Here is a 25,651-nt window from a genome sequence, read left to right on the forward strand (position 1 = left end):
TGATCAGAACAAGCCCTCCAATTCGGGCAAGCCGATTGCATTTGTCCTTTTGGCCATCGCGGCTGTGCTTTTCGTGTTGGGTCTTCTTGACGATTACGAAGGCGGCTTGGCGATCCACCCGATGGATCAATTCGTCATCTCCCCATTGTTTGGTGACACGCTGAACTGGTACACGCCGACCAATTCCACGCTCTGGATGGCGCTCTGCGTCATAGCGATTGTGGCTTTGATGGTTATGGGCACGCGCGGTCGCGCCGTGGTTCCATCGCGCGGCCAGTCGGTTGCTGAGTTGATCTATGGCTTCGTGCGCAAAATGGTCGAAGATGTTGCAGGCAAAGATGCGCTGCCCTTCTTCCCCTACATTTTCGCCCTGTTCATGTTCATCTTGCTGTCGAATCTCTTGGGCCTGATCCCAATGAGCTTTACCACGACATCGCATATCGCGGTGACCGCGATTTTGGCGGCGGCGGTGTTCCTGACAGTGACCTTGGTGGGTTTCATCAAGAACGGCGCAGGCTTCCTCAGCCTGTTCTGGGTCAGTTCCGCGCCTTTGGCGCTGCGCCCGATCCTTGCCATCATCGAATTGATTTCTTACTTCGTGCGCCCCGTCAGCCACTCTATCCGTCTTGCGGGTAACCTGATGGCGGGCCACGCAGTTTTGAAAGTGTTTGCAGGTTTCGCTGGCGCGATGGGCGCCGCGGCCTTCGCCCCAATCTTGGGCATTGTCGCGATCTACGGGCTCGAAGTGCTCGTATCCGTGATCCAAGCCTATGTGTTCACCATCCTGACCTGCGTCTATCTGAAAGACGCGCTGCATCCGCATCACTAAGCGGATCACGGTTCAGGACATCTATTCAGCCAATTCCAACGTAAGGAGAAACGGAAATGGAAGGCAATATCGCAGAACTCGGTCAATTCATCGGTGCAGGCCTTGCCGCTATCGGCTCTGGCGCAGCAGCGATCGGTGTGGGCCATGTTGCAGGCAACTTCCTCGCAGGTGCTTTGCGTAACCCATCTGCAGCTGCAGGTCAGACCGCAACGCTCTTCATCGGTATCGCGTTCGCAGAAGCTTTGGGGATCTTCGCGTTCCTCGTGGCACTTCTGCTGATGTTCGCAGTCTAAGCCTTTAGCGAACCATCCTTACGGCTGGGTCGCTTTGCGCGCAGCGCGCCACAGCGGCCCAGTGTAATCACCGGTTCCAGGAGGACATGATGGCAGAGACTGCCCACAACGTTGCCAGTGCAGCCCATGGTGGTGAAGCCGCCTCGGGGGGTATGCCGCAACTCGACTTCTCCACCTTCCCGAACCAGATTTTCTGGCTCGTGGTTACACTGGTGGTCGTTTATTTGATCTTGAGCCGCGTGGCGTTGCCCCGCGTTGCATCCGTTTTGGCAGACCGCCAAGGTGCGATTGCAAAGGACATTGCCGCTGCTGAAGAACTGAAAGCCAGAGCTGCTCAAGCGGAAGAGGCCTATAACAAAGCCCTCGCAGATGCGCGCGCGCAAGCGCAAGACATCATCGCCCAGACCCGCAGCGAAATCGCGGCTGAATTGGCGGACGCCACTGCAAAGGCGGATGCGCAGATCGCTGCGAAGGCAAAGGAATCTGAAGCGCGTATCGGTGAGATCCGCGCAGGCGCTGTGAAAAACATCGAAGCGGTCGCAAAAGATGCGACAGCCGAGATTGTAACAGCTCTTGGTGGCGGCAAGCCCGATGCCAAGGCGCTGAAAGCGGCCATTGCAGAGCGGATGAAAGGATAAGCCATGACACTGCGTTACGCGACATTGGCAACATCTGCCCTGACCCTAATCGCGGCGCCTGCTTTTGCAGCAGGTGGTGATTACGGCTTTGCGTCTTTCTTCAACACCAATTACGTGGTGCTGATCGGCTTCATCTTGTTCTTGGCGCTGTTGTTCTATTTCAACGTGCCTGCGATGATCCTCAAGATGTTGGATGATCGTGCGGAAACCATTCGTTCCGAATTGGATGAGGCCCGCAACCTACGTGATGAAGCGCAAGCCGTTCTGGCGGCCTATGAGCGCAAAAGCCGCGAAGTGGCTGAACAGTCTCAGCGCATTATTGACCACGCCCGCGAAGAGGCCCGTTTGGCTGCCGATGCTGCCAAAGAGGACCTCAAGCAATCCATCGCGCGCCGTCTCAAGGCAGCTGAGGAGCAGATCACGAGTGCCGAAGAAAAAGCGACCCGTGAATTGCGCAACCGTGCTGTGGATGTTGCAATTGCGGCTGCGGCAAAGATTTTGGCCGACAGCACCACTGCAACAGAAGCGAACAAGCGCATTGATGCGGCCATCGCTGAAGTGGAAAGCCGCCTGCACTAAGCAGGTATGCTTGAAAGGTAAAAGTTATGAAAAAGGCCCCCTGAGAGGGGCCTTTTTTTTGTTGATTATGTGGCCTGTGTCACAGATGTCGTTTTCTGTCTTTTTTCGGTCGGGCGGGCGAGGCCGCGCGGCTTGACCTCTGGCAAGAGAGGACAACCACAGATCACGCGCGGGAGCGGATATCATGAAGACACATGTCAAAGCCTTGGTTGTCGGCGGCGGTGCCGTTGGCGCATCTATTGCCTATCATCTTGCAAAAGCGGGATGGCAGGATGTGATGCTGTTGGAGAGGGATGAATTGACCTCAGGCTCGACATGGCACGCGGCTGGACTTTTGCCCTTGTTCAACATGAGCTACGCAACCAGCCATATTCACGACTATTCTGTGAAATTCTATAAGACGTTGGAAGAAGAGACAGGCCTCAACGCAGGGTTTGCTGTGGTCGGTAACTTGCGCATGGCGCAGACCGATGCACGCATGGACGAGTTCCGCCTTTATGCATCGACCGCTGAGACAGTTGGTATCCCCTACGAGTGGTTGACGCCTGCGCAGATTAAAGACCGCTACCCGCTTGTGCGCACAGAAGATCTCAAAGGGGCGCTGTTCCACCCGACTGACGGCTATATCAACCCTGCAGACGTGACCCAAGCCATGGCCAAGGGCGCGCGCCAGCGCGGTGTGATCATCGAGCGCAAGTGGCAAGTTGATGGCTATGAATGGACAGGCGAGGCATGGCGCGTCACTGTCACCAAGATGGTCGAAAAGGGCGGCAATTTGGTTCCGTCTGAGGAAACCCAAGTGATCACTGCCGAACATGTTGTGACCGCAACAGGAAACCATGCGCAGCGCACAGCGAAATTGTTGGGCATCAAAATCCCCGCCATCCCAGTCGAGCATCAATATATCGTCACAGAGCCTGATCCAGAACTGGTGGCCTTCCGTCAAAATGGCGCGCCTGAGCATCCCGTTTTGCGCGATGCAGATGCAAAATGGTATGTGCGCGAAGAACGCGGCGGATGGATCCTAGGGCCTTATGAAGAAGGCGCACCTGCCTGCTTCAAATATGCTGTGCCCGACAGTTTCCGCGCGGATCTCTTCCCGCTCGATCTGGAGCGGATCGAAGAAGAATATATGTCCATGATCCACCGCATCCCCTCCAGTGAGACAGTGGGTCTGAAAGACGATTACAATGGCCCGATCTGCTACACCCCCGATGGGAACCCATTGGTTGGCCCTGCGCCTGGCCTGCGGAATATGTGGTTGGCTGAAGGTTTCAGCTTCGGCATCACCGCGGCAGGTGGCACAGGCAATTATCTGGCGCAGATGATGGTCGAAGGTGAGGCGGAAATCGATATGGCGAGCCTTGATCCCAAGCGCTACGGCCAAGATTGGATGACGACCGAATATGCAGCGCGCAAAAATGAAGAATGCTATGCTCATGTCTATATCCTGCACCACCCTGACGAAGAACGCGAAGCCTGCCGTCCTTTACGCACAGGCCCTGCCTATGATCGTCAAAAGTCGCTTGGCGCGCAATTTGGCTGTGTGAACGGATTTGAGCGCCCCAATTACTACGGCCCCAAAGATGCGCCGTCTCATTTCGACCATGATGCGCGCAGTTTCCGCCGCGGCGGATGGTGGAACTTTGCCCGCGAGGAAGCGGAAGCGGTCCGTAAAACCGCTGGTCTGATTGATGCAACAGCCTTTGCCAAACATCGTGTGTTCGGGCCTGGGGCGACTGCTTTCTTGGATTGGTTCACTTGTAACGCATTGCCCAAAGTGGGGCGGATTAACCTGACCTATGCGCTGACCGATGCAGGAACGACCCGCACCGAGTATACTATCATGCGGGTTGCTGAGAATGATTACTACCTCGTCTCTGCAGGCGCGTGGGAGGCCTATGACGGCGATTATCTGCGCAAGGCCGAAGAAGATTTCTGGGCCAAAACCCAAAGCACAGGCAACTGGTTTGCGGTCGAGAATGTGACCACGAAATGGGGTGTCTTTGCCCTTGCAGGGCCAAATTCCCGCGCGATCTTGAACGAGCTTGTGCGTGACGCAGAGCCAGAAACACGCCTCTCGAACAAGCGTTCGCCGTGGCTGTCTGTGCGCGACATTGAGCTGGGCATGGTGCCTGTGCGCGCTGCGCGTGTGGCCTATACGGGTGAGTTGGGTTGGGAATTGCACCATCCAATTGAGATGCAAAATCACCTGTGGGATCAACTTATGGCCGCGGGCGAAAAGCATGGGCTTAAGATGGTTGGTGCGCGTGCGCAGAACTGGCTGCGTCAGGAGAAATCCTATCGTGCCTTTGGCAATGAACTCGGCCGTGATGCAACGCCGTTGGAGGCGGGTCTAGATCGCTTTGTTGATCTCTCCAAGGAGTTCCATGGCAAGCAAGCAATGCTTGATAAGGGTATCCGCTCTAAATGTGTGACGCTGTTGATAGACGGGCCTCAGGATGCTGATCCATGGGGGCGCGAAGCCTTGTTTGATGGTGAAACCCGTGTTGGGCGTCTGACATCAGGTGGCTATTCCGTGCATTTCGGAAAACAGATCGGCATGGGCTATGTGAACCCTGACTATGCGCAGGTTGGGCAAAAGCTGAAGGTGATAATCATGGGCGCAATTTATGATGCGGAAATTACCGAAGACAGCCCTTATGATCCGAAGAACGTCACGATCCGCGTGGATGGCTAATCCAGCCTGATTGAGACAGGGCTCCTCCCGTGAAGGCCGCCTGCATCCCTTTGGAGATGCAGGCGGCTTTTTTGCTTTTCTGCTCGGCGCGCATTTCATAGGCTGGGTTTATGTCAAAGCCTCGATTCATCCATTTGCGTGTGCATAGCGAATATTCGCTGCTTGAAGGGGCGATGCGGATCAAATCTTTGCCGCAATTGGTGGCCGATGCAGGCATGCCCGCTGTCGCAGTGACTGACACCAACAACATGTTCTGCGCGCTTGAGTTTTCCGAATATGCGGTCAAGGCAGGTGTGCAGCCGATATTGGGGTGCCAGATTGATTTGGCCTATGAGGCGGCAGCGCAGGGCGAGAAACCTCGCCCCGCGCGCGGCATCGTTCTTTTGGTGAAATCGCGTCAGGGCTACTTGAACCTATTAAAGCTGAATTCGCATTTCTACTTGCGCGGCGATGGCCAAATTCCCCATGTCACCCTTGATGAATTGGCGGCGCATAATGAGGGGTTGATCTGTCTTTCTGGTGGCCCTGAGGGGCCGTTTGGCGCGCTGCTCTCTGCGGGGCAAATTGCCAAAGCCGAAGGATTGATGGCACGATTGGCTGAGATCTTTGGAGATAGGCTTTATGTTGAATTGCAACGCCACCCAATTGATCAAGGCCTACCTGAGGCCGAGGCGCTGAGCGAGCCGCATTTGATTGATATGGCCTATAAGATGGGCCTGCCGCTTGTGGCGACCAATGACGTCTATTTCCCCAAACCAAAAATGTATGAGGCGCATGATGCGTTGATCTGCATTGCGCAAGGGGCCTATGTCGATCAACAAGAACCACGCCGTATCCTGACATCGCAGCATTATTTCAAAACCCCCGAAGAGATGGTGACACTCTTCGCTGATCTGCCCGAGGCGATTGAAAACACGGTTGAGATTGCACAGCGCTGCGCCTATCGCGCGCGCACCCACGACCCGATCTTGCCACGCTTTGCCGAGAACGAGGTGGAAGAACTGCGGCGTCAGGCCAATGAAGGTTTGCAAGCGCGCCTTGCGGTGATCCCGCATGCGGCATCATTTGAGGACTATCAAAAGCGCCTCGATTTCGAATTGGACATCATCGAGGGGATGGGCTTCCCGGGCTATTTCTTGATCGTGGCCGATTTCATCAAATGGGCCAAGGAGCACGACATCCCAGTTGGGCCTGGGCGCGGGTCGGGTGCAGGCAGCCTTGTGGCCTATGCCTTGACCATCACCGACCTTGATCCTCTGCGTTATAGCTTGCTGTTCGAGCGCTTCCTCAATCCTGAACGCGTCTCAATGCCCGATTTCGATATCGACTTCTGCATGGATCGCCGTGAGGAGGTGATCCAATATGTGCAGGAAAAATATGGTCGCGACCGCGTGGGGCAGATCATCACCTTTGGGGCGCTGTTGTCCAAGGCGGCTGTGCGCGATATCGGGCGGGTTTTGCAAATGCCCTATGGTCAGGTGGATCGCCTGTCAAAAATGATCCCTGTTGAGGGGGTCAAACCCGTGAGCATCGAAAAAGCCTTGGCCGATGAGCCGCGCTTGCGCGAAGAAGCGCAGGCCGAAGAAGTGGTCGCGCGGCTTTTGGATTATGGGCAACAGGTCGAGGGGCTTTTGCGCAATGCCTCAACCCACGCCGCGGGCGTGGTGATCGGTGACCGCCCGTTGGACGAGTTGGTGCCACTTTACCAAGACCCGCGCTCGGACATGCCTGCGACCCAGTTCAATATGAAATGGGTAGAGCCTGCGGGCTTGGTGAAATTCGATTTTCTCGGCCTGAAAACCCTGACTGTGGTGCAAAATGCGATTGATCTGATCCATTCATCGGGCCGCGATTTGCATGTCGCGCCAGATGGCCACGCGCTCTATCAACCGCATGAGGGGGCAGAAAACCAGATCAACGCGATCCCGTTAGACGATGAAGCGACCTATGCGCTTTATGCTTCGGCCAAGACGGTTGCGGTGTTTCAGGTGGAAAGCTCGGGCATGATGGATGCCCTAAGGCGTATGCGCCCCACCTGCATTGAGGATATTGTGGCCCTTGTGGCGCTCTATCGCCCCGGCCCGATGGAGAATATCCCAACCTATTGCGAGGTGAAGAACGGGATCAAAGAGCGTGCCTCGATCCATCCGTTGATTGATCACATCCTCGAAGAGACGCAAGGCATCATCGTATATCAAGAACAGGTGATGCAAATTGCGCAGGTCATGGCGGGCTATAGCCTTGGCGGTGCGGATTTGCTGCGCCGCGCCATGGGGAAGAAGATCAAAGAGGCCATGGATGCCGAACGCCCCAAATTTGTGGAAGGCGCCAAGGCAAATGGGGTCGACAAGGCCAAGGCCGAAGAAGTGTTCGACCTTCTAGAAAAATTCGCCAATTACGGCTTCAACAAATCGCACGCGGCCGCTTACGCGGTTGTCAGTTATCAAACCGCTTGGCTTAAGGCGAACCATCCTGTCGAATTCATGGCTGCGGTGATGAATTGCGATATCCATTTGACGGATAAGCTGTCTATTTACAGCCAAGAGGTGGGTCGCCTTGGCATCGAGATCGTGCCGCCTTGCGTTAATCGCTCGCTTGCTACGTTCTCCGTGTCTGACGGGCGCGTGGTCTATGGCTTGGGTGGCTTGAAAAATGTCGGTGTCGATGCAATGCGCTTGATCGTTGAGGGGCGCGGAGATCATCCCTTTGCATCGCTCTTTGATTTTGCTCGGCGGGTTGATTTGAAACGGGTGGGCAAGCGGCCGCTTGAGATGTTGGCGCGCGCAGGCGCCTTTGACGAATTGGATGCGAACCGCCGCCGCTTGTTTGATAGTTTGGATGCGCTGGTCGCCTATTCTTCTGCAATTCATGATCAAAAATCATCAAACCAGACCTCCCTGTTCGGGGAAGGGGGCGATGATTTGCCTGAGCCACGCCTGTCTAATCCGCCAGATTGGTTGCCGAATGAACGGCTTTCCCAAGAGCATCAGGCGGTTGGTTTCTATCTTTCTGGCCATCCTTTGGATGAATATGTGCCAAGCTTGAAACGCTCAGGCTGCCTGTCGCTGCGTGAGGTTGAGGCGCGGGTGCAAGGGGGGGCTTTTGTCACCAAATTGGCAGGGGCGGTTGCGGTCAAGCAAGAGCGCAAAAGCCAGCGCGGCACCCGTTTTGCCTTTGTGGGTCTTTCTGATCCAACGGGACTTTACGAAGTCACAGTGTTCTCTGACCTGCTCGAGTCTGCGCGGCATCTGTTAGAGGCGGGCCAGAATGTGGTGTTGACCGTTGAGGCCACCTATGAAGCGGAGCAATTAAAACTCCTAGCTCGCGCAGTGCAGCCCATTGATGCGGTTGCCGCACAAGGTGGGGCTACAGGCTTGAGGGTGTTTGTCGAGGACGCGACCGCTTTGCCGCAATTGGCCAATGTGTTGGGCGAGGCCAGAAAGACCAATGCATCGCGGGTGACAGGCCCAATTCAATTATGCCTGACAGCCGCTGATCTTCCGGGTGAGGTCGAAGTCCTCTTGGGCGAGGATTACCCCGTCAATCCCGCCATAAAAGGGGCGCTGAAATCTTTGGGCGGTGTCATCGCGGTGGAAGAGGTTTAACCCTCACCAATGGGGCGGTTTTTGATTGGCGGCGGGCATATCGCCTGCGGCTTCACGATCTGCCTCACGCTGCATCAGCATCTCAACACGGGCGGTAAGACGGGTGATTTCGCGATCTTGGCGTGCGACCACCTCCGAGAGGTCATCGACTGTGCGGGTGAGATGGGCCAAATGCATTTCCAAATCATCGCGAGAGGCGCTCATGGGGCCTATGATCCTTGTCTGGGATTGTGTCGTTGCGTTCGGATGCAAACTAACCCTTGCAGGGCCCCCATGACCACCCCTCTCTTGCCCCTTTGACGCGAGGGCGCTACACCACGCGCGAGATCGAGGATATGGTTATGGCAAAAGAGAAAAAACAGCCCCGCCCTAAAGCAGAGACGCCGCGTGGATTTCGCGATTACTTCGGCGCGGAAGTGTTGGAGCGGCAAGAGATGCTTGCCAAAATTGCCGAAACCTATCAGCGCTATGGCTTCGACCCGCTTGAGACATCGGCCGTGGAAACCGTGGAGGCCTTGGGGAAATTCCTGCCTGACACGGATCGCCCCAATGAGGGCGTTTTTGCTTGGCAGGAGGAGGAAGACGGCGGTTGGGTCGCGCTGCGCTATGACATGACCGCCCCCTTGGCCCGCGTAGCGGCGCAATATCGCAATGATTTGCCAAGCCCCTATCGCCGCTACACCTTTGGCCCCGTTTGGCGCAATGAGAAGCCAGGGCCGGGGCGCTTCCGCCAATTCTACCAATGCGATGCCGATACGGTCGGCGCGGCCAGCGTTGCCGCAGATGCCGAGATTTGCGCTATGCTGTCAGACACGCTTGAGGCTGTGGGTATTCCGCGCGGCGATTATGTGGTGCGGGTGAACAACCGTAAGGTGTTGGATGGGGTTCTGGCGACCATTGGATTGTCCTCCGAGGATGAAACCACCCGCCAAGCTGTGCTGCGCACGATTGATAAATTCGACAAAGTGGGCCGCGAAGGCGTGATCCAATTGCTGACCAAAGGCCGTTTGGATGAGTCTGGGGCTTATATCGATGGCGTGGGTCTTGATGCGGCAGCGGCCGATCAGATCGTGGCATTCCTGTTGGCGCGCGCAGACAGCAATGCAGAGACTTTGGTGATGCTGCGCAAGCTGATTGGCACATCTGCGATTGGTGAGGCTGGGGTGGCCGAACTCGAAACCATTGCCACGCTGCTTGATGCGCAAGGCTATGGCCCCGACCGGATCGTGATTGATCCTTCGGTGGTGCGTGGCCTTGGCTATTATACGGGCCCCGTGTTCGAGGCGGAGTTGACCTTTGAGATTCTGGATGACAAAGGCCGCCCGCGTCAATTTGGGTCTGTTGCAGGCGGCGGACGTTATGACGATTTGGTCAAACGCTTCACAGGCCAAGATGTGCCTGCAACGGGTGTGTCCATCGGGGTTGATCGCCTCTTGGCCGCATTGCGCGCCAAAGGGCGGATCAGCGGTGCAATGCAAGGGCCTGTCGTGGTGACGGTCATGGATCGCGACCGCATGGCGGATTATCAAGCCATGGCGACTGAGTTGCGCAATGCGGGCATCCGCGCGGAGGTTTACTTGGGCAACCCTAAGAATTTCGGAAATCAGTTGAAATACGCCGATAAACGCGAAAGCCCTGTTGCGGTCATCCAAGGTTCGGACGAGGCCGCGCGCGGCGTGGTTCAGATCAAGGATTTGATCTTAGGGGCCAAGATTGCAGCCAATGCAAGCCTTGAGGAATGGAAGGCGCAACCTGCACAGCGCGAAGTGGCGCGCGGTGATCTGGTCGCCGAAATTCGCGCTATATTGGAGCGTCAGGGATGAGCCAAAAAGCGGCCATTCGTTCGGAGGCGGAGCGGTTCTTTGCGGCATTTCAAGCCGCGGGTGCCGTGGCCTTTGAGGCCGATCATTTGCTGCCTGCTGATACGCTGCTTGATCTCTATGGCGAAGATATCCGCGCGCGGGCCTATGTCACGCATGACCCCAATCGCGGCGAAATGATGCTGCGGCCCGATTTCACCGTGCCCGTGGTGCAGCGCCATATGTCGGACGGGGCGGAGCCTGCGCGTTACAGCTATATGGGCGAGGTTTTCCGCAAACAGGAGGCCAGTCCCGCCCGCGCGAGCGAATATCTGCAAGTGGGATATGAGCTGTTTGATCGTGATGACCCTGCGCGCGCAGATGCCGAAGTCTTTGCCCTATTTACCACATTGCTTGCCCCATATGGCCTGCGCGCCGTCACTGGCGATATCGGCGTGGTTTTGGCCGCGATATCTGCCCTTGATACAACCGAGCGGCGCAAACGCGCCTTGCGGCGCCATGTGTGGCGTCCGCGCCGTTTTCGGCGCTTGCTAGATCGTTTTTCAGGCCGCAGCGATGCCCCTGCGACCCGTGCAGCATTGATTGCCCAGATGGCCGATTTAGGGCCTGAAGCCATGATTGATGCCACTGAAAATTGGAGTGGTCTACGCAGCCCCGCTGATGTCTTGCGCCGTATGCGCGCTTTGGCCGAGGATGATGATGCGCCCAGTATTTCGGCGGCGCAGGCCGAAGCCTTGGAGCGGGTTTTGTCTTTGCGCGAAACCCTGCCAAACGCAGTCGCACAATTGCGGGATTTGGCTGTGGATTTACCGCAGATCGACAGCGCCATTTCAGGCTTGGTGCGCCGTATTGAGGCGCTGTCCGCCGTAGGTGTCGCCGTAGATGACCTATGGTTCGAGGCCTCCTATGGGCGGACGAATATGGAATATTATGATGGGTTTGTGTTCGGTTTTTTCAACGAAACTGACCCGCATATGCCCCCCGTTGCCACAGGTGGACGCTATGATGCGCTGACCAAAATCTTGGGCAATGGCCGTGAGATTGCTGCCGTGGGCGGGGTGATCCGTCCTGAATTGCTGCATGGCCTCTCGCGTCAGGAGGGTGGCATATGACGTTGCGTATTGCGGTGCCGTCTAAGGGGCGGTTGATGGAAAAGACCTTTGATTGGTTTGCAGCGCGCGGGGTTGAGATGCGCCGCGCAGGCTCAGAGCGCGATTATGCCGCCGAAGTTTCGGGGGCGGATATGCAGTTGATGTTGCTGTCTGCGGGAGAAATTCCGCGCGAAATGGCGGCGGGCCGTATTCATTTGGGCGTGACAGGCACCGATCTTGTGCGTGAGAAGATCCCCGCATGGGATCAGTCGGTCGAAGAATTGGTCGAGCTTGGATTTGGCTTTGCGGATTTGGTTTTGGCCGTGCCGCAATGTTGGATTGATGTGGATTGCGTGGATGATCTTGATGCCGTTGCCGCAGATTTCCGCGAGGCCCATGGGATGCGTTTGCGGATCGCCACGAAATACCATCGTCTGGTGCGGGACTATCTGCGCGCTGCAGGGGTTGCCGATTATCAATTGGTTGACAGCCAAGGCGCGACCGAGGGCACCGTGGCGCATGGCACGGCGGAATTGATCGCTGATATCACCTCAACAGGGGAAACCTTGCGGGCCAATAACCTGAAAATCCTGTCGGATGGGATGATCCTGCGCAGCCAAGCGATGCTGTTTCGGGCGCGCGGCGCAGATTGGACAGATGGGGCCCGAGCCGCCCTTGGTGGGCTGAAAACCAAGCTTTCAATCTAAAGAACGCCGATTTCGGCCAAAGCGGTTTGCAATTCACGCGGCAAAGTTTCTTCTTCTGAGCGATTGGCATTTAAATCGCGGGGGCTGTCTTCGGGTTTGAGGTAGCGCCACCCTTGAAACGGGCGTTTTGGCGTGGGTGTCACGCGGGTGACGTCCCGTTCCAAGACGATGCCGCAGCGCCTGATCCCATCGCCGCGATCAACCTCCTCTAGGGCCAAGATTTTTTGGCGGCACAGGATCAATCCTTTGAACACCCAATAAAGCGACCCGCCTGCAAGAATTTCTGCCTCACGCTTGGGCCACATCCGTGTCACATGGCGCGGCAGGCCCGATGGCCCCAAGGCGCGCGGGTTCTTTTGCCAGTTCAAAAGATCCTGCACCTCTTCGGCGCCGACACATAATTTGACCAGATTTATGGTGCTGCTCATATCTATTCCCCAAAGTCCCTCAAGATATGGTATGCTATTTTTCGCAAGGTTCAAGTTGACCGCTTGCGCCAAGGCCCCTAGTTTGTGTTTCCCAATCTGATCGTGAAAGTCTGCGCTATGTCTCGTTTTGCCGCCCCGATTGCTGAACAAATTTGGGATATGAAATATCGCCTTAAAGAGGCGGATGGCACACCCATTGACCGCACTGTCGAGGACACATGGCGGCGGATCGCGCGGGCTTTGGCCTCGGTGGAGAAAGATCCCGCCTATTGGGAAGAAAAATTCTACAAAGCCCTTGAGGATTTCAAATATCTACCGGCAGGTCGCATCACGGCGGGTGCGGGAACGGGGCGCAGTGTCACGCTTTTCAATTGCTTTGTCATGGGCACAATCCCCGACAGCATGAGCGGCATTTTTGATATGCTCAAAGAGGCGGCTTTGACGATGCAGCAGGGGGGCGGGATCGGCTACGATTTCTCCACCATCCGACCCAAAGGCGCGGATGTTAAGGGCGTGGCCGCGGATGCCTCTGGCCCGCTGAGTTTTATGGATGTTTGGGATTCCATGTGCCGCACGATTATGTCGGCTGGCTCGCGCCGCGGCGCGATGATGGCAACGATGCGCTGCGACCACCCAGACATCGAAGATTTTATCACCGCCAAATCTGATGCGGCGCGGCTGCGGATGTTCAATGTCTCTGTTCTCGTCACCGATGCCTTTATGGAGGCGGTCAAAGCAGACGGGCCTTGGGAATTGGTGTTTGACAACAAGGTTTACCGCACGGTGCAGGCGCGTGACCTGTGGAACCAGATTATGCAATCGACCTATGATTACGCTGAGCCAGGTGTGATTTTCATCGATCGCATCAACCAATCCAATAATCTGGCCTATTGCGAAACCATTGCGGCAACCAACCCGTGCGGCGAACAACCTTTGCCGCCCTACGGGGCGTGTTTGCTTGGTTCCGTTAACCTTGCGCGGCTTGTGCGCGCGCCCTTTGAGGCGGATGCGGCCCTTGATCTTGAGGCGCTGAAGGATTTGGTGCGGGTCGCTGTGCGGATGATGGATAACGTGGTGGATGCCAGCCGTTTTCCACTCGAGGCGCAGGCGCTCGAGGCCCAAGCAAAGCGGCGCATTGGTTTGGGTGTGACGGGTTTGGCTGATGCCCTTTTGATGCTTGGCCTGCGCTACGGGGCCGATGACGCAGTGGCGCAATCTGAGATTTGGATGAAGGAAATTGCCCATGCGGCCTATTGGGCTTCGGTTGAATTGGCGCGGGAAAAGGGTGCATTCCCCTTGTTTGACGCCGAGGCGTTCTTGGCCTCAGGGAATATGGCGCAAATGGATCAAGATTTGCGCGAGGCGATTGCCAAAGATGGCATCCGAAACGCGCTTTTGACCTCGATTGCGCCCACAGGCACCATCAGCCTTTATGCGGGAAATGTCTCCTCCGGGATTGAGCCCGTTTTTGCCTATAGCTACACGCGCAAAGTGTTGCAGCGGGATGGGTCGCGCAGCGAGGAGGAGGTGACCGATTACGCGGTCAAACTTTGGAGCGAAAAACAGGGTGACGCAGAATTGCCTGCGTTTTTTGTAAATGCCCAAACCCTTGCCCCTGCTGATCATGTGCGCATGCAGGCGGCCGCGCAGAAATGGGTGGATAGTTCCATCTCGAAAACCATCAACGTGCCGCAAGATATCAGCTTTGAGGCCTTCAAAGATGTCTATCTGCAGGCTTATGAAACGGGCTGTAAGGGGTGCACCACTTATCGCCCCAATGATGTGACGGGCAGTGTCCTGAGTGTTTCTGAGGCAGAAGCAAAGCCAGATGGCGCCACCGCGCGCGAGGCCTCTACGGGCGAAGTGGTTTATATCTCCGAGCCGCTAGAGCGGCCGCAGACCCTAGAGGGCAATACCTATAAACTGAAATGGCCCGATAGCCCGCACGCGATTTATATCACGATCAATGACGTAGTGCTCAACGGTCATCGCAGGCCGTTTGAGGTGTTTATCAATTCCAAGAATATGGAACATTACGCGTGGACAGTGGCGTTGACGCGGATGATGTCGGCTGTCTTCCGCCGCGGCGGTGATGTGAGTTTCGTGGTAGAAGAACTCAAAGCCGTGTTTGATCCGCGCGGGGGGGCATGGATTGGGGGTAAATATGTGCCCTCGATCTTAGCGGCGATTGGCGGTGTTATCGAACGGCATCTGATCTCAATTGGGTTTATTTCGGGCGAGGGGATGGGGTTGAAAACCGACCCCACCGCCGAGGTTTATGATTTGGGTGCAGGCCGCACAGGGGCGGCAGAGTGTAATTCCTGTGGGTCGTCTGCGATGCGGATGAGCGAGGGGTGCATGACCTGCACCGATTGTGGCTATTCAAAATGCGGCTAAGGTCCTGTGGATAACGCACCACAATCATAAAAAAATTTTAGACACAATTTTATTATTAACTGCCTTGTGAACGCGGCTGCCGTAATCTGGCCCCGTCAGGTTTATTGTGCGCTCGCCTTTGGCCAGAGTGACGTTTGCAAGGATTTTTAATAATGCGATTTGGTTCCAAAGCGCGTCAAAGGGGATTCACAGAACGAATCACCCATGCTAGCTTGCCTCCCAAGCCGAAACATAAACGGCACGCATTGAGGCAAGTAAGGCAGGCATCGCATGAGCATGGGGTTGCGCGGTGCGTTCATCATTTCTTGGGCGCAGACGCGGATCGAGGGAGACTCGGACTATAACAAGAAAGATCTGGCTGAAGGGATGAGTTGGAGCTGGCACGGTCGTGCCTTCCCCCTTGAAGGCAAAGACGCCGCCCTTGTTCTGACATCCAGCCGTGATCTTCTCCAACTTCGTGCCAAAGCGGCGCGGGTCGTGCATAAGTTCATGCAAAGACCCGCGCCCCTGCCTCACTTGTCGAGCGACTTTGACGATCCCCTGTATCGTGATGTGATGGTGCTGTCCGATGGTGTGCGGTTTTTTAGTGCCGTTCCCCTCACCCTTGAGGATAGCCGCGAAACGGTGTTGCTCTTTCCCGATGGCATGCCACCCTCGCGCCAACATTTGACAATCATCTCTTTGGGCGGCGGGTGTTCCGCGCGCTTTCGGCGCCAAGGCCCTATTGTTTGCTTTGTCAAAGGCACGCGATTGGCGGCACTGAAAGGGGAAATTGCGGTCGAGGATGTGCGGGCAGGGGATTATCTTGTCACCCGCGACAATGGTCTGAAAGAAGTCCTATGGGTGGGCCAGCGCAGCCTGTCAGGCGCGCAACTTTTTGCCATGCCACATCTTCGCCCAATTCGATTGCCGCAGGGTCTCTTTGGGAAAGGCAAACCTGAACCCGATCTCTTGGTGTCCCCTGATCATCGCGTGTTGATTAAATCGCCCGAGGCGCGGGCGCTTTGGGGCGAAGATGGGGTCATGATGCGCGCACAGGATTTGGTAGGGGATTTGGGCGCGCGGGTGGATCATCGCGCGGCCTCTGTCACATATTTCACGTGATGCTTGAGGGGCATCAGGTCTTGATTGCAAACAGTGTCGCGGTTGACAGTTTCCACCCCGCTTATGCGGCACTGCCCGAGGACGAGATGGATGCCGATGCGGCCGCCTGCCTAGATGACCTTTATGAACGTCACCTATATCTTGCAGGGCATCCCGATCTTTTTGGCCCCGCTGTGCGGCGGATGTTGGGCGCGGCGGAGGCCGCGATTTTATCCGCGCATCTAGGGCCATCGCGTGGGATTTACGGCTTAAGCTAGGCTTGAATTCCCCCATGCGCTTGACAGCGCGAGGAATCCCCTATAGCCCGCGCGTCACTGAGGCACCGTTTGCGGTGCTTCTTTTCATTGGTGTTGGTGGCCCCCGCAAGGGAATGCCTGTCGGCCAAAGCGAAAGCAGCGGCAAAGGACAACGCCCTTCATAGCTCCGATCTGGGGCGTTCTAACGAAGGAGATCAGCCGTGACCAAACGCACGTCTGCCAAGTATAAAATCGACCGCCGCATGGGCGAAAACATTTGGGGTCGCCCCAAATCCCCAGTAAACCGCCGCGAATATGGCCCAGGCCAGCATGGTCAGCGCCGCAAGGCGAAACTGTCTGACTTCGGCACGCAGTTGCGCGCCAAGCAGAAGCTGAAGGGCTATTACGGCGATTTGACCGAAAAGCAATTCCGCCGCATCTATGCAGAAGCAGAGCGCGTAAAAGGTGATACAGGTGAAAACCTTATCGGCCTGTTGGAGCGCCGCTTGGACGCCGTTGTTTACCGCGCGAAATTCGTGCCAACCGTTTTTGCGGCCCGCCAATTCGTAAACCACGGCCATGTTTTGGTGAACGGCAAGCGCGTCAATATCCCATCCTATCGCGTGAAAGAGGGTGATGTTGTTGAGGTGCGTCAGAAATCTAAGCAATTGGCAACAGTTCTGGAAGCTGTGCAATTGGCAGAGCGTGATGTGCCTGACTATGTCGAGGCCGACCATTCCAAAATGACCGCGACTTTCGTGCGCACTCCTGGTTTGGGCGATGTGCCATACCCTGTCGTGATGGAACCAAACCTCGTGGTTGAATTCTACGCGAAGAACTAATCTTCGCCGCCACAAGTTCAGAAGATCAAAAGCGCGCCCCCTGTGGCGCGCTTTTTTGTGACTGTTCCTCTGCAGGGTTCTTTGCTTATGCTCTCCCTTGCGGGTGACGGAGAAGTGAGGGGGGGGGCGTATGGCCACGCGGGAAAACCCAATCATTTTGGATGAGGCAGCGGAGAGCGTTGGTGGCGCATCCCCCGTGGACGCGCCTGCGATTTTTGACGTGCCATCCGCCGCGCCCGATGAACCGCCCGCGCCCCAAAAGATGTCAGGTGCATCGCGGTTTTTGCTCTGGTCGGCGGGCGGCCTTGCCAGTGCTCTGTTGATCAACGCTGTTTGGGGTTTTGTTCTTGATATGATGGCGCGCGGCACAATCTGGGGGCAGGTGGCCCTTGCGATTGTGGGCCTGTTTTTCGTGGCTGTGATCGTCTTTGCGATCAGCGAATGGCGGGCCTATGCGCGGCTGTCGCGCATGACGGCTTTGCAGGCTGAGGCCCAATCGGCCTTGACCGCCCAAAACCTAGCACAGCTTTCCGCTTTGATCCCCAAACTGCGCGCGTTTTATCGCGACCGCATGGGCGTGCAGGGCGCAGCAGACCACCGTTTGCAGAGTGTCGAGGATGTGCTTGATGCAGATTTGCGAATGGGCGTGATTGAGACAGCGTTTTTGGAAGGGCTAGATGCACAGGCCCGTGCTGAGGTGGCCCAAGCCACCCGCCGTGTTGCCAGTGTCACGGCCCTCGTCCCGATGGGGTCGCTTGATATGGTCATCAGCTTTTGGATCAATCTGCGGATGATCCGCCGTGTGGCCGAGATTTATGGCGGGCGTGCGGGCACGTTTGGCGCCATGCGCTTGGCGCGGTCAGCGATTGCGCAACTTGTGGCGACAGGGGCCATTGCCATTGGGGATGATTTGCTCAGTTCTACTTTGGGCGGGTCATTGGTAGGGAAATTATCGCGCCGCTTTGGTGAAGGCGTCTTCAATGGGGCGATGACCGCGCGGCTTGGGGTAATTGCGATGCAGCTTTGCCGACCTTTGCCCTTTCACGCCTTACCCCGCCCAGCTTTGCGCAGTGTTTTATCCGAGGCATTTTCTGGGCTTTTCACGGGGTCAAAGGGCTGATCGCGCAAAGCGCAGCTTTACCCCGCGCGCCTGCAGCGATATAGGGCTAAACATGAGACGGATGAACACGCAGATTTCCCTACGAATTATCTGCCCGGCGCTCTGATCAGCAGGGCCGCCGGGACTAAGGTGTTGAGCTATCGCGCCGCTCTTTCCCCTCTCATTGGTCATGGCTTGCCATAACCCGTTTCAGCCAATAGGACGTCCTTCCCATGTGTGCCGATCTTCCCGATTATAAAGACACGTTGAACCTTCCCCAAACTGATTTCCCGATGCGCGCAGGCCTGCCACAGCGCGAGCCTGATTGGCTGGCCCGTTGGGAGAAAATTGGCGTTTATCAACGCCTGCGCGACAAGGCGGCAGAGGCGGCTAAGGCAGGCGCGCCACGCCCACCATTCGTGCTGCATGATGGCCCCCCCTATGCCAATGGTAATCTGCATATCGGTCACGCACTGAACAAAGTGCTGAAGGATATGGTTGTGCGCAGCCAACAGATGATGGGCCATGAGGCGCGCTACATTCCTGGTTGGGATTGTCACGGCCTGCCCATCGAATGGAAGATTGAGGAGGCCTATCGCGCCAAAGGCCAAGATAAGGATAAAATTGACGTTGTCGATTTTCGTCAGGAATGCCGCCGCTTTGCCGAAGGGTGGATTGATGTGCAGCGCGCGGAGTTCAAGCGCCTCGGCGTAACAGGGAATTGGGACAAGCCATACCTCACCATGGATTTCCACGCCGAGGCGGTGATCGCGGGCGAGTTTATGAAATTCCTGATGAACGGCGCGCTTTACCAAGGCTCGAAGCCCGTGATGTGGTCGCCCGTTGAAAAGACCGCATTGGCCGAGGCGGAAGTGGAATATCACGACCGCCAGACCGATGCGATTTGGGTGCCGTTCAAGGTGCAGAATTCTGGCGTGCTTGGTGGTGCTTTTGTCGTGATCTGGACAACCACCCCTTGGACGATTCCGCAAAACCGCGCGATTTGTTTTGGCCCTTCGATTTCCTACGGGCTTTACGAGGTCATCGCGACCCCTGACGAATGTTGGGCCAAGGTTGGTGATCGCTATCTTGTAGCTGATAAACTGGCCGAGGATGCGCTTGGCGCGATGCGTCTTGAGGCGGGCCACTACACGCGCCTGCGTGACGTCAGCGCCGATGAATTGGCCACGCTTGTCACCCATCACCCGCTGAATGGGGCTGAGGGCGCGAATGGCGAATGGGATTTTGAGGTCAAACTTTTTGCAGGCGACCATGTCACCGATGATGCGGGCACGGGTTTCGTGCATACCGCGCCGAGTCACGGGGATGATGACTATCAAATCGGCCTCAAGCATGGGCTTGAGATGACCTATAATATTCTGGATGACAGCAGTTTCCGCGCTGATCTGCCTTTCTTTGCAGGGCTTCGCGTCATCGAAGAAAACGGCAAGGCGGGTAAGGCCAATAAGGCCGTGATCGACAAGCTGGTTGAGGTTGGCGGCCTGCTGGCCCGCCGCCGCATCACCATCTCGGACGCGCATAGCTGGCGTTCAAAAGCGCCTGTGATCCGCCTGAACCGCCCGCAATGGTTCGCCGCCATTGATCGCGAGATTGGCGGGGATGACAACTATGGCAAGACCATCCGCGAACGCGCGCTGCGCTCGATTGATGAATTGGTGACATGGACACCGCAGACCGGGCGCAATCGTCTGCATTCGATGATCGAGGCGCGGCCCGATTGGGTGTTGTCGCGGCAACGTGCATGGGGTGTGCCGCTCAGCTGTTTTGTCAAAAAAGATGCACAGCCAAGTGACCCCGATTTCTTACTGCGCGATGACGCGGTGAATGCCCGCATCCTTGAGGCCTTTGAGGCTGAGGGCGCAGATGCATGGTATAAGGAGGGGGCCAAAGCCCGCTTCTTGGGCAATGAATATGACCCAGATGCCTATGAGCAGGTCTTTGATATCTTGGATGTTTGGTTTGACTCTGGCTCGACCCATGCCTTTGTCTTACGGGATCGCGAGGATGGCTCAGAGGACGGGATTGCCGATCTCTATCTCGAAGGCACAGACCAGCATCGCGGGTGGTTCCATTCCTCGATGTTGCAGGCTTGCGGCACAATCGGTCGCGCGCCCTATCGCGGTGTTCTGACCCATGGCTTCACGCTGGATGAGAAGGGCATGAAAATGTCCAAATCCTTGGGCAATACGGTCGCGCCGCAGGCGGTTATTGACCAATATGGCGCCGATATTCTGCGGCTTTGGGTGGCGCAATCTGATTACACGGCGGATTTGCGCATCGGGCCTGAGATCTTGAAGAACGTGGCCGACAGCTATCGCCGTTTGCGCAATACGATGCGGTTTATGCTTGGCTCCTTGGGTGATTTAACGGAAACCGACCGCACAGAAGCCGCCGATATGCCCGAGTTGGAGCGGTTCATCCTGCATCGTTTGTCAGAGTTGGATCGGATCGTGCGCGAAGGCTATGCGAAATATGATTTCCAAGGCGTGTTCCAAGCGCTGTTCAATTTTGCGACCACTGATTTGTCGGCCTTTTACTTCGATATCCGCAAAGACGCGCTTTATTGTGATGGTGATACTGCGCAACGCCGTGCGGCGCGCACAGTTTTGGATCACCTATTCCAACGCCTGACCACTTGGCTTGCGCCAATTTTGACCTTCACCATGGAGGAGGTCTGGCTTGGGCGGAACAAAGACCCTGAGGCCTCAGTGCATCTGGTGGATTTCCCCAACACCCCTGCGGCGTGGCATGATCCAGACTTGGCCGCGAAATGGGCGATGATCCGCCGTGCGCGCCGCGTGGTGACAGCCGCGCTTGAGGTGCAGCGCCGTGACAAGGTGATTGGGGCCTCCCTAGAAGCCGCGCCTGTGATCTACGTGGCAGATGCCGCAATGCGCGCAGCGCTGCAATCTGTGCAGTTCGAGGATTTGGTCATCACCTCTGCGGTCACGCTGAGCGATGAGGCGATGCCCGCGGATGCCTTCACCTTGCCCGAAATTGAGGGGGTTGGTGTGGTCTTTGCCAAAGCGGATGGCGAAAAATGTGCGCGCTGTTGGAAGATCCTGCCTGATGTGGGCAGCCACAGCCATGCCCATGTTTGCGGGCGCTGCAACAGCGCGTTGACTTGAAAGGGTTAGGTTCCTTTTTATGTTCAAGAAATGAGGGACGGATCATGTCGGAAAATGCGCCATATACACCGCCAAAGGTTTGGGTTTGGGACAAGGAAAATGGCGGCGAATGGGCGGGTTTGAACCGCCCAATTGCAGGGCCTACCCATGCCAAGGATTTGCCACGGGGCGATCATCCGTTTCAGCTTTATTCATTAGCCACCCCCAACGGGGTAAAGGTCACGGTGATGTTCGAGGAATTGCTCGCCGCGGGTCATGCGGCGGAGTATGACGCTTGGCTGATCCGTATCCGGGATGGCGATCAGTTCGGTTCCGGCTTTACTGATGTGAACCCCAATTCGAAAATTCCCGCGCTAATGGATTATTCTGGCCAAACCCCTGTGCGCGTTTTTGAATCGGGCGCGATTTTGATGCATTTGGCCGAAAAATTTGGCGCCTTCTTGGGCCGCCCAGAGGATCGGCCAGAACTCTTGTCGTGGCTCATGTGGCAAATGGGAAGCGCGCCCTATTTGGGCGGCGGTTTTGGGCATTTCTATGCCTATGCCCCATTTGCGCAAGAATACCCGATCAATCGTTTCGCGATGGAGGTGAAGCGCCAATTGGATGTGCTTGATCGTCATCTTGCAGGGCGCGATTGGATGGTGGGGAATGAGATAACCATTGCCGATATTGCCATTGCCCCATGGTATGGTCGCCTTGTGCGCGGTGAGGCCTATGACGCGGGTGAGTTTCTCTCTGTGCATGACTACAAAAATGTGGTCGCTTGGGCCGAGCGGTTCTATGCCCGCCCTGCTGTGCAGCGCGGTGCGATGGTCAACCGCACCTATGGCCCGCTTGAAGGGCAATTGCACGAGCGTCATTCTGCCGATGATTTCCTGAACCGCACGCAGGATAAAATCGACGGGTGATTACTCCGCGAAATGCACCTCGGCTGCGCCCGCCTGCATAACAGGTTGGGCGCGGTCAAAACGTAAGTACGCCAGTGCTTGATCCCCAGAAATGCTATGAAGCTGCCCGACCTCGCGGCCGTTCGCGGTGATGAGGTCGCCTTCCGCAGCTGTGCCGCTGACCGTGACCCGCGCCAGCCCTTTGCGCAACTCGGTCTTGTGTTTCATCCGCGCTGTCACCTCTTGGCCGACATAGCACCCTTTTTTGAAATCCACACCATTTAGCCGCTCAAATCCAAGTTCTAGGATATAGCTGTCATTGGGGATCAGTTCGCGCCCATGCTCGGGGATCAAATGGGCAATGCGCGTTGTTTTCCATTCTGCTGCATCCCATAAGTTGGGCAAGCCCGACTGGCCATAGGCGCGCCAACCAAGGGCAGGGTCACGCGGATCAGCATATGCCCCTTGTGGCAGGGTGCCATGCCCCACGGCCACTGTCATATCCGAGAGGGTCAGTGCTACATCTGCGCGCAGCTTATACATCGACAAGCGCTGCATCAGCGGTGCGGCCAAATCACCGTCCACATCAAGCAAAACGCGATCGCCGCGGGTCAGCATCAAAAAATCAGCCAGATACTTCCCTTGCGGGCTCAGGATCGCGCTGTAGCGCAGCCCTTCGGCATCTTCAGGGACGGCATTGGTGGTCAAACCTTGCAAGAATTTCTCGCGGTCAGACCCTGATACCTCAATGATTTTACGATTTTGTGGCTGCTCTTTGGTCATGGCGCTGTTTCCCTTGTCTTGACCAGAGAGCTAATCATTCTTGCGCTCTTGCCAAGGCCGTTAGAGTAATTGAAATTGCACCAAGACGCAAAAGCATGTGCCTTGCTTTTTGCCGATTTCAACAAAGGGACACTTCCATGAGCCTTGCCAACGGTCGTCACTATCTTGCCATTCCTGGCCCTTCGGTCATGCCTGATTGCGTATTGCAGGCCATGCATCGTCCCGCGCCGAATATTTACACGGGCGAGTTGGTCGAAATGGTGCATGGGCTGATCCCTGATCTCAAGGCGGTTGGTCGTGCGCAAAAGGCGAATGTGGCGATTTATATTGCCAATGGTCATGGTGTCTGGGAGGCGGCGCTGTGCAACACGTTGTCGCGGGGCGACAAGATTTTGGTGCTTGGCACGGGGCGCTTCTGCCTTGGATGGGGCGAGTTTGCGGCGGGTTTGGGTATTGACTGCGAGATCATTGATTTTGGCCCTCAATCCGATATCGACATGACCCGCGTGGCTGAGGCCTTGGCTGCAGATAAGGCTCATGAGATCAAGGCCGTTCTCGCGGTGCAGGTGGATACCTCTAGCAGTGTGCGCAATGATATTTTGGCCCTGCGGCAGACCTTGGATGCAGCGGGGCACCCCGCGCTGTTGTTCTCTGACAACATCGCCTGTCTCGCCTGTGATGCGTTTGAATTTGACGCATGGGGCGTGGATGTGATGGTCACAGGCAGCCAAAAGGGTTTGATGACCCCGCCCGGGATTGGGTTTGTCTATTTCTCGGAAAAAGCGGATCAAGCGCGGGGACGGGCCAATTGTGTGACGCCCTATTGGGATTGGCGGCCCCGTGTGAATCCGACCGAATTTTACAAATATTTCAACGGCACTGCGCCGACCCATCACCTCTACGGGTTGCGTGTGGCTTTGGACATGATCTTGCATGAAGAAGGGTTGGAGGCCGTTTGGGCGCGCCATGCGACTTTGGCCCGTGCTGTATGGGCGGCCTTGGAGCGTTGGGGCGCGAATGGCCCTGTTGCGGCCAATATTGCTGATCCTGCGAAACGCTCGCATGCTGTGACCACCGTGGATATGGGCACGGGGAATGGCGCGAAGATGCGCGATTGGATGACAGCCACGGCAGGCGTGACACTGGGCATCCCGTTGCAGGGGTTGCGGCCTGACCCTGCGCGCGCAGTTGATTTTTTCCGTATCGGCCATATGGGGCATGTGAATGCGCATATGGTTTTGGGCCTGTTGGGCAGTTTGCAAGCAGGTATGAAGGCGATGCAGATCCCGCATGACCCAACTGGGTTAGAGGCCGCGATTGAGGTCATTGGCGAAGCAGGCTGATCTAGCCGAGGGCGGCAAGCGCCTTTGGCAATTCTGCCTCAAGATGTGCCAACATCGCGGCATCCCCGCATGAGATGCGGATTGAGCGATTGAGCGGGGCAATGGCGGGCATGCGGAGAAATACGCCGCGCTTGGTCAACTCGTTGAGAAGCGCCGCTGCATAGGCGCCATCGCGCCCGCAATCCACCGCCACGAAATTCGTGGCCGAAGGCAGCGGCGTTAAACCATTATCTTGCACGATACGGGCAATTTCGGCGCGAGCTTGGCTGATTTTCTTAACGGTTTGGTTGAGGTAATCTTGATCCTTCAGGGCCGCCAAAGCGCCCGCTTGTGCGATACGCCCCATCCCAAAATGGTTGCGGATTTTGTCAAAGGCACGGATCAGCTCGTGATGGCCGATGGCATAACCCACGCGAAGCCCCGCAAGACCATAGGCTTTGGAGAAGGTGCGCATTCGGATCACGCGGGGATGGCTGACATCCATCGCAGGAATGGCCTCTTGCGGCGCGGTATCGGCATATGCCTCGTCCAAGATCAGCACCGTCTCAGGGGGCAGCGCGGCGATTAGCCGTTCGATTGCCTCGGCCTTGTGCCATGTGCCCATAGGATTGTCGGGATTTGCAAGATAAAGCAGCTTTGCGCCGGTCGCCCGCGCCGCCGCAAGCAGTGCTTCAGGGTCTTCGTGATCGTCTTTGTAGGGCACAGTTGTAACCTGCCCACCGAATCCCGCGACATGGTAAAGAAAAGTGGGGTAAGCCCCAAGCGAGGTAACTACAGGATCCCCCTCGGCCACCAACAGCCGCACCAAATATCCAAGTAACCCGTCTATCCCTTCGCCCACCACGATGTTTTCAGGCGCGACCCTATGGTGCGCTGCAAGGGAATTACGCAAATTATAGAGTTCAGGATCGCCATACATCCACACATCGCGCGCTGCGGCCTGCATTGCGGCGATGGCCTTGGGTGAGGGGCCAAAGACACTTTCATTGGCGCCAAGCCTTGCGACAAAGTTAAAGCCTTGCGCGCGTTCTTGCGCCTCGGGACCGACAAACGGGACTTTTGCGGGCAGGCTATCAATAAGCTTGGTGTAGCGTGGGCTGGTCATGAAATGGTTTGGTCC

At 56.5% G+C, this 25,651-nt stretch carries 21 protein-coding genes; 17 read left to right on the top strand and 4 right to left on the bottom strand.

Going from position 1 to position 25,651, the window contains the following annotated elements; all coding sequences use genetic code 11:
* Positions 1–49 precede the first annotated feature (49 nt).
* The 6 genes from AAC636_RS03290 to dnaE all read left to right on the top strand — a co-directional run bounded on the left by AAC636_RS03290 (position 50) and on the right by dnaE (position 8,645).
* Positions 50–829: a F0F1 ATP synthase subunit A gene (locus AAC636_RS03290; RefSeq protein ID WP_445322554.1), complete on the top strand. Its 780-nt coding sequence runs from the start codon at positions 50–52 to the stop codon at positions 827–829.
* A gap of 56 nt (positions 830–885) precedes the next feature.
* Positions 886–1,122: a F0F1 ATP synthase subunit C gene (locus tag AAC636_RS03295; protein WP_050928673.1), complete on the top strand. Its 237-nt coding sequence runs from the start codon at positions 886–888 to the stop codon at positions 1,120–1,122.
* Positions 1,123–1,211: 89 nt separating this feature from the next.
* The gene (locus AAC636_RS03300) at positions 1,212–1,760 is read left to right on the top strand and encodes a F0F1 ATP synthase subunit B' (protein ID WP_340300400.1); all 549 of its coding nucleotides are present in this window, start codon (positions 1,212–1,214) and stop codon (positions 1,758–1,760) included.
* Positions 1,761–1,763: 3 nt separating this feature from the next.
* A complete protein-coding gene (locus tag AAC636_RS03305) occupies positions 1,764–2,339 on the top strand; it encodes a F0F1 ATP synthase subunit B family protein (protein WP_340244782.1) in 576 nt (191 codons plus the stop codon).
* A 184-nt stretch (positions 2,340–2,523) separates the two neighbouring features.
* Positions 2,524–5,040: a GcvT family protein gene (locus AAC636_RS03310; protein ID WP_340300401.1), complete on the top strand. Its 2,517-nt coding sequence runs from the start codon at positions 2,524–2,526 to the stop codon at positions 5,038–5,040.
* 110 nt (positions 5,041–5,150) lie between these two features.
* Positions 5,151–8,645 carry a DNA polymerase III subunit alpha gene (gene dnaE / locus AAC636_RS03315; protein WP_340300402.1) on the top strand — a complete coding sequence of 1,165 codons (3,495 nt, stop codon included), beginning with the start codon at positions 5,151–5,153 and terminating at the stop codon, positions 8,643–8,645.
* A 3-nt stretch (positions 8,646–8,648) separates the two neighbouring features.
* Here the strand turns inward: dnaE and AAC636_RS03320 are convergent, their stop codons facing one another.
* On the bottom strand, positions 8,649–8,849 hold the full coding sequence (locus tag AAC636_RS03320) for a SlyX family protein (RefSeq protein ID WP_317656489.1): 201 nt from the start codon (positions 8,847–8,849) through the stop codon (positions 8,649–8,651).
* Positions 8,850–8,986: 137 nt separating this feature from the next.
* Between AAC636_RS03320 and hisS the strand changes: the two genes are divergently transcribed.
* Genes hisS through hisG form a run of 3 tightly spaced genes read left to right on the top strand, consistent with a single transcriptional unit; the run spans position 8,987 to position 12,263 of the window.
* The gene (gene hisS, locus AAC636_RS03325) at positions 8,987–10,468 is read left to right on the top strand and encodes a histidine--tRNA ligase (protein WP_340300403.1); all 1,482 of its coding nucleotides are present in this window, start codon (positions 8,987–8,989) and stop codon (positions 10,466–10,468) included.
* Entirely contained in the window at positions 10,465–11,577 is a 1,113-nt protein-coding gene (locus AAC636_RS03330; RefSeq protein ID WP_340300404.1) for an ATP phosphoribosyltransferase regulatory subunit, read from the top strand. Before hisS ends, AAC636_RS03330 begins: the two co-directional genes overlap by 4 nt.
* Complete coding sequence (gene hisG / locus AAC636_RS03335) at positions 11,574–12,263, top strand: ATP phosphoribosyltransferase (protein WP_340300405.1); 690 nt, start codon at positions 11,574–11,576, stop codon at positions 12,261–12,263. The genes AAC636_RS03330 and hisG overlap by 4 nt, the downstream gene beginning before the upstream one ends.
* Here the strand turns inward: hisG and AAC636_RS03340 are convergent.
* Entirely contained in the window at positions 12,260–12,691 is a 432-nt protein-coding gene (locus AAC636_RS03340; RefSeq protein ID WP_340300406.1) for a DUF1489 family protein, read from the bottom strand. The two genes, hisG and AAC636_RS03340, sit on opposite strands and share 4 nt — an antisense overlap.
* A gap of 117 nt (positions 12,692–12,808) precedes the next feature.
* Here AAC636_RS03340 and AAC636_RS03345 point away from each other — a divergent pair, with 117 nt between their 5' ends.
* From AAC636_RS03345 to yghU, 7 genes are all read left to right on the top strand, one after another.
* Positions 12,809–15,088: an adenosylcobalamin-dependent ribonucleoside-diphosphate reductase gene (locus AAC636_RS03345; protein WP_340300407.1), complete on the top strand. Its 2,280-nt coding sequence runs from the start codon at positions 12,809–12,811 to the stop codon at positions 15,086–15,088.
* Positions 15,089–15,358: 270 nt separating this feature from the next.
* Positions 15,359–16,192: a Hint domain-containing protein gene (locus AAC636_RS03350; RefSeq protein WP_340300408.1), complete on the top strand. Its 834-nt coding sequence runs from the start codon at positions 15,359–15,361 to the stop codon at positions 16,190–16,192.
* A 20-nt stretch (positions 16,193–16,212) separates the two neighbouring features.
* Positions 16,213–16,449, top strand: coding sequence for a hypothetical protein (locus tag AAC636_RS03355; RefSeq protein ID WP_340261832.1), 237 nt, complete (start codon positions 16,213–16,215; stop codon positions 16,447–16,449).
* Between the two features lie 200 nt (positions 16,450–16,649).
* The gene (gene rpsD / locus AAC636_RS03360) at positions 16,650–17,270 is read left to right on the top strand and encodes a 30S ribosomal protein S4 (RefSeq protein ID WP_340244762.1); all 621 of its coding nucleotides are present in this window, start codon (positions 16,650–16,652) and stop codon (positions 17,268–17,270) included.
* A 130-nt stretch (positions 17,271–17,400) separates the two neighbouring features.
* Positions 17,401–18,390 carry a YcjF family protein gene (locus tag AAC636_RS03365; RefSeq protein WP_340300409.1) on the top strand — a complete coding sequence of 330 codons (990 nt, stop codon included), beginning with the start codon at positions 17,401–17,403 and terminating at the stop codon, positions 18,388–18,390.
* A gap of 212 nt (positions 18,391–18,602) precedes the next feature.
* Positions 18,603–21,518 carry an isoleucine--tRNA ligase gene (ileS, locus tag AAC636_RS03370; protein ID WP_340300410.1) on the top strand — a complete coding sequence of 972 codons (2,916 nt, stop codon included), beginning with the start codon at positions 18,603–18,605 and terminating at the stop codon, positions 21,516–21,518.
* Between the two features lie 44 nt (positions 21,519–21,562).
* Entirely contained in the window at positions 21,563–22,426 is an 864-nt protein-coding gene (gene yghU / locus AAC636_RS03375; RefSeq protein WP_340300411.1) for a glutathione-dependent disulfide-bond oxidoreductase, read from the top strand.
* Here the strand turns inward: yghU and ygfZ are convergent, their stop codons facing one another.
* Positions 22,427–23,188, bottom strand: coding sequence for a CAF17-like 4Fe-4S cluster assembly/insertion protein YgfZ (gene ygfZ / locus AAC636_RS03380; protein WP_340252641.1), 762 nt, complete (start codon positions 23,186–23,188; stop codon positions 22,427–22,429). It lies immediately after the preceding gene.
* Between the two features lie 137 nt (positions 23,189–23,325).
* On the opposite strand from ygfZ, the gene AAC636_RS03385 reads away from it, so the two are divergent.
* Positions 23,326–24,531: a pyridoxal-phosphate-dependent aminotransferase family protein gene (locus tag AAC636_RS03385; RefSeq protein ID WP_340300412.1), complete on the top strand. Its 1,206-nt coding sequence runs from the start codon at positions 23,326–23,328 to the stop codon at positions 24,529–24,531.
* A 1-nt stretch (position 24,532) separates the two neighbouring features.
* Here AAC636_RS03385 and AAC636_RS03390 read toward each other — a convergent pair whose 3' ends face one another.
* A complete protein-coding gene (locus AAC636_RS03390; RefSeq protein ID WP_340300413.1) occupies positions 24,533–25,636 on the bottom strand; it encodes a pyridoxal phosphate-dependent aminotransferase in 1,104 nt (367 codons plus the stop codon).
* Positions 25,637–25,651 lie beyond the last annotated feature (15 nt).

This window comes from Roseobacter sp. HKCCD5988 (assembly GCF_037830355.1).
Lineage (GTDB): Bacteria > Pseudomonadota > Alphaproteobacteria > Rhodobacterales > Rhodobacteraceae > M30B80.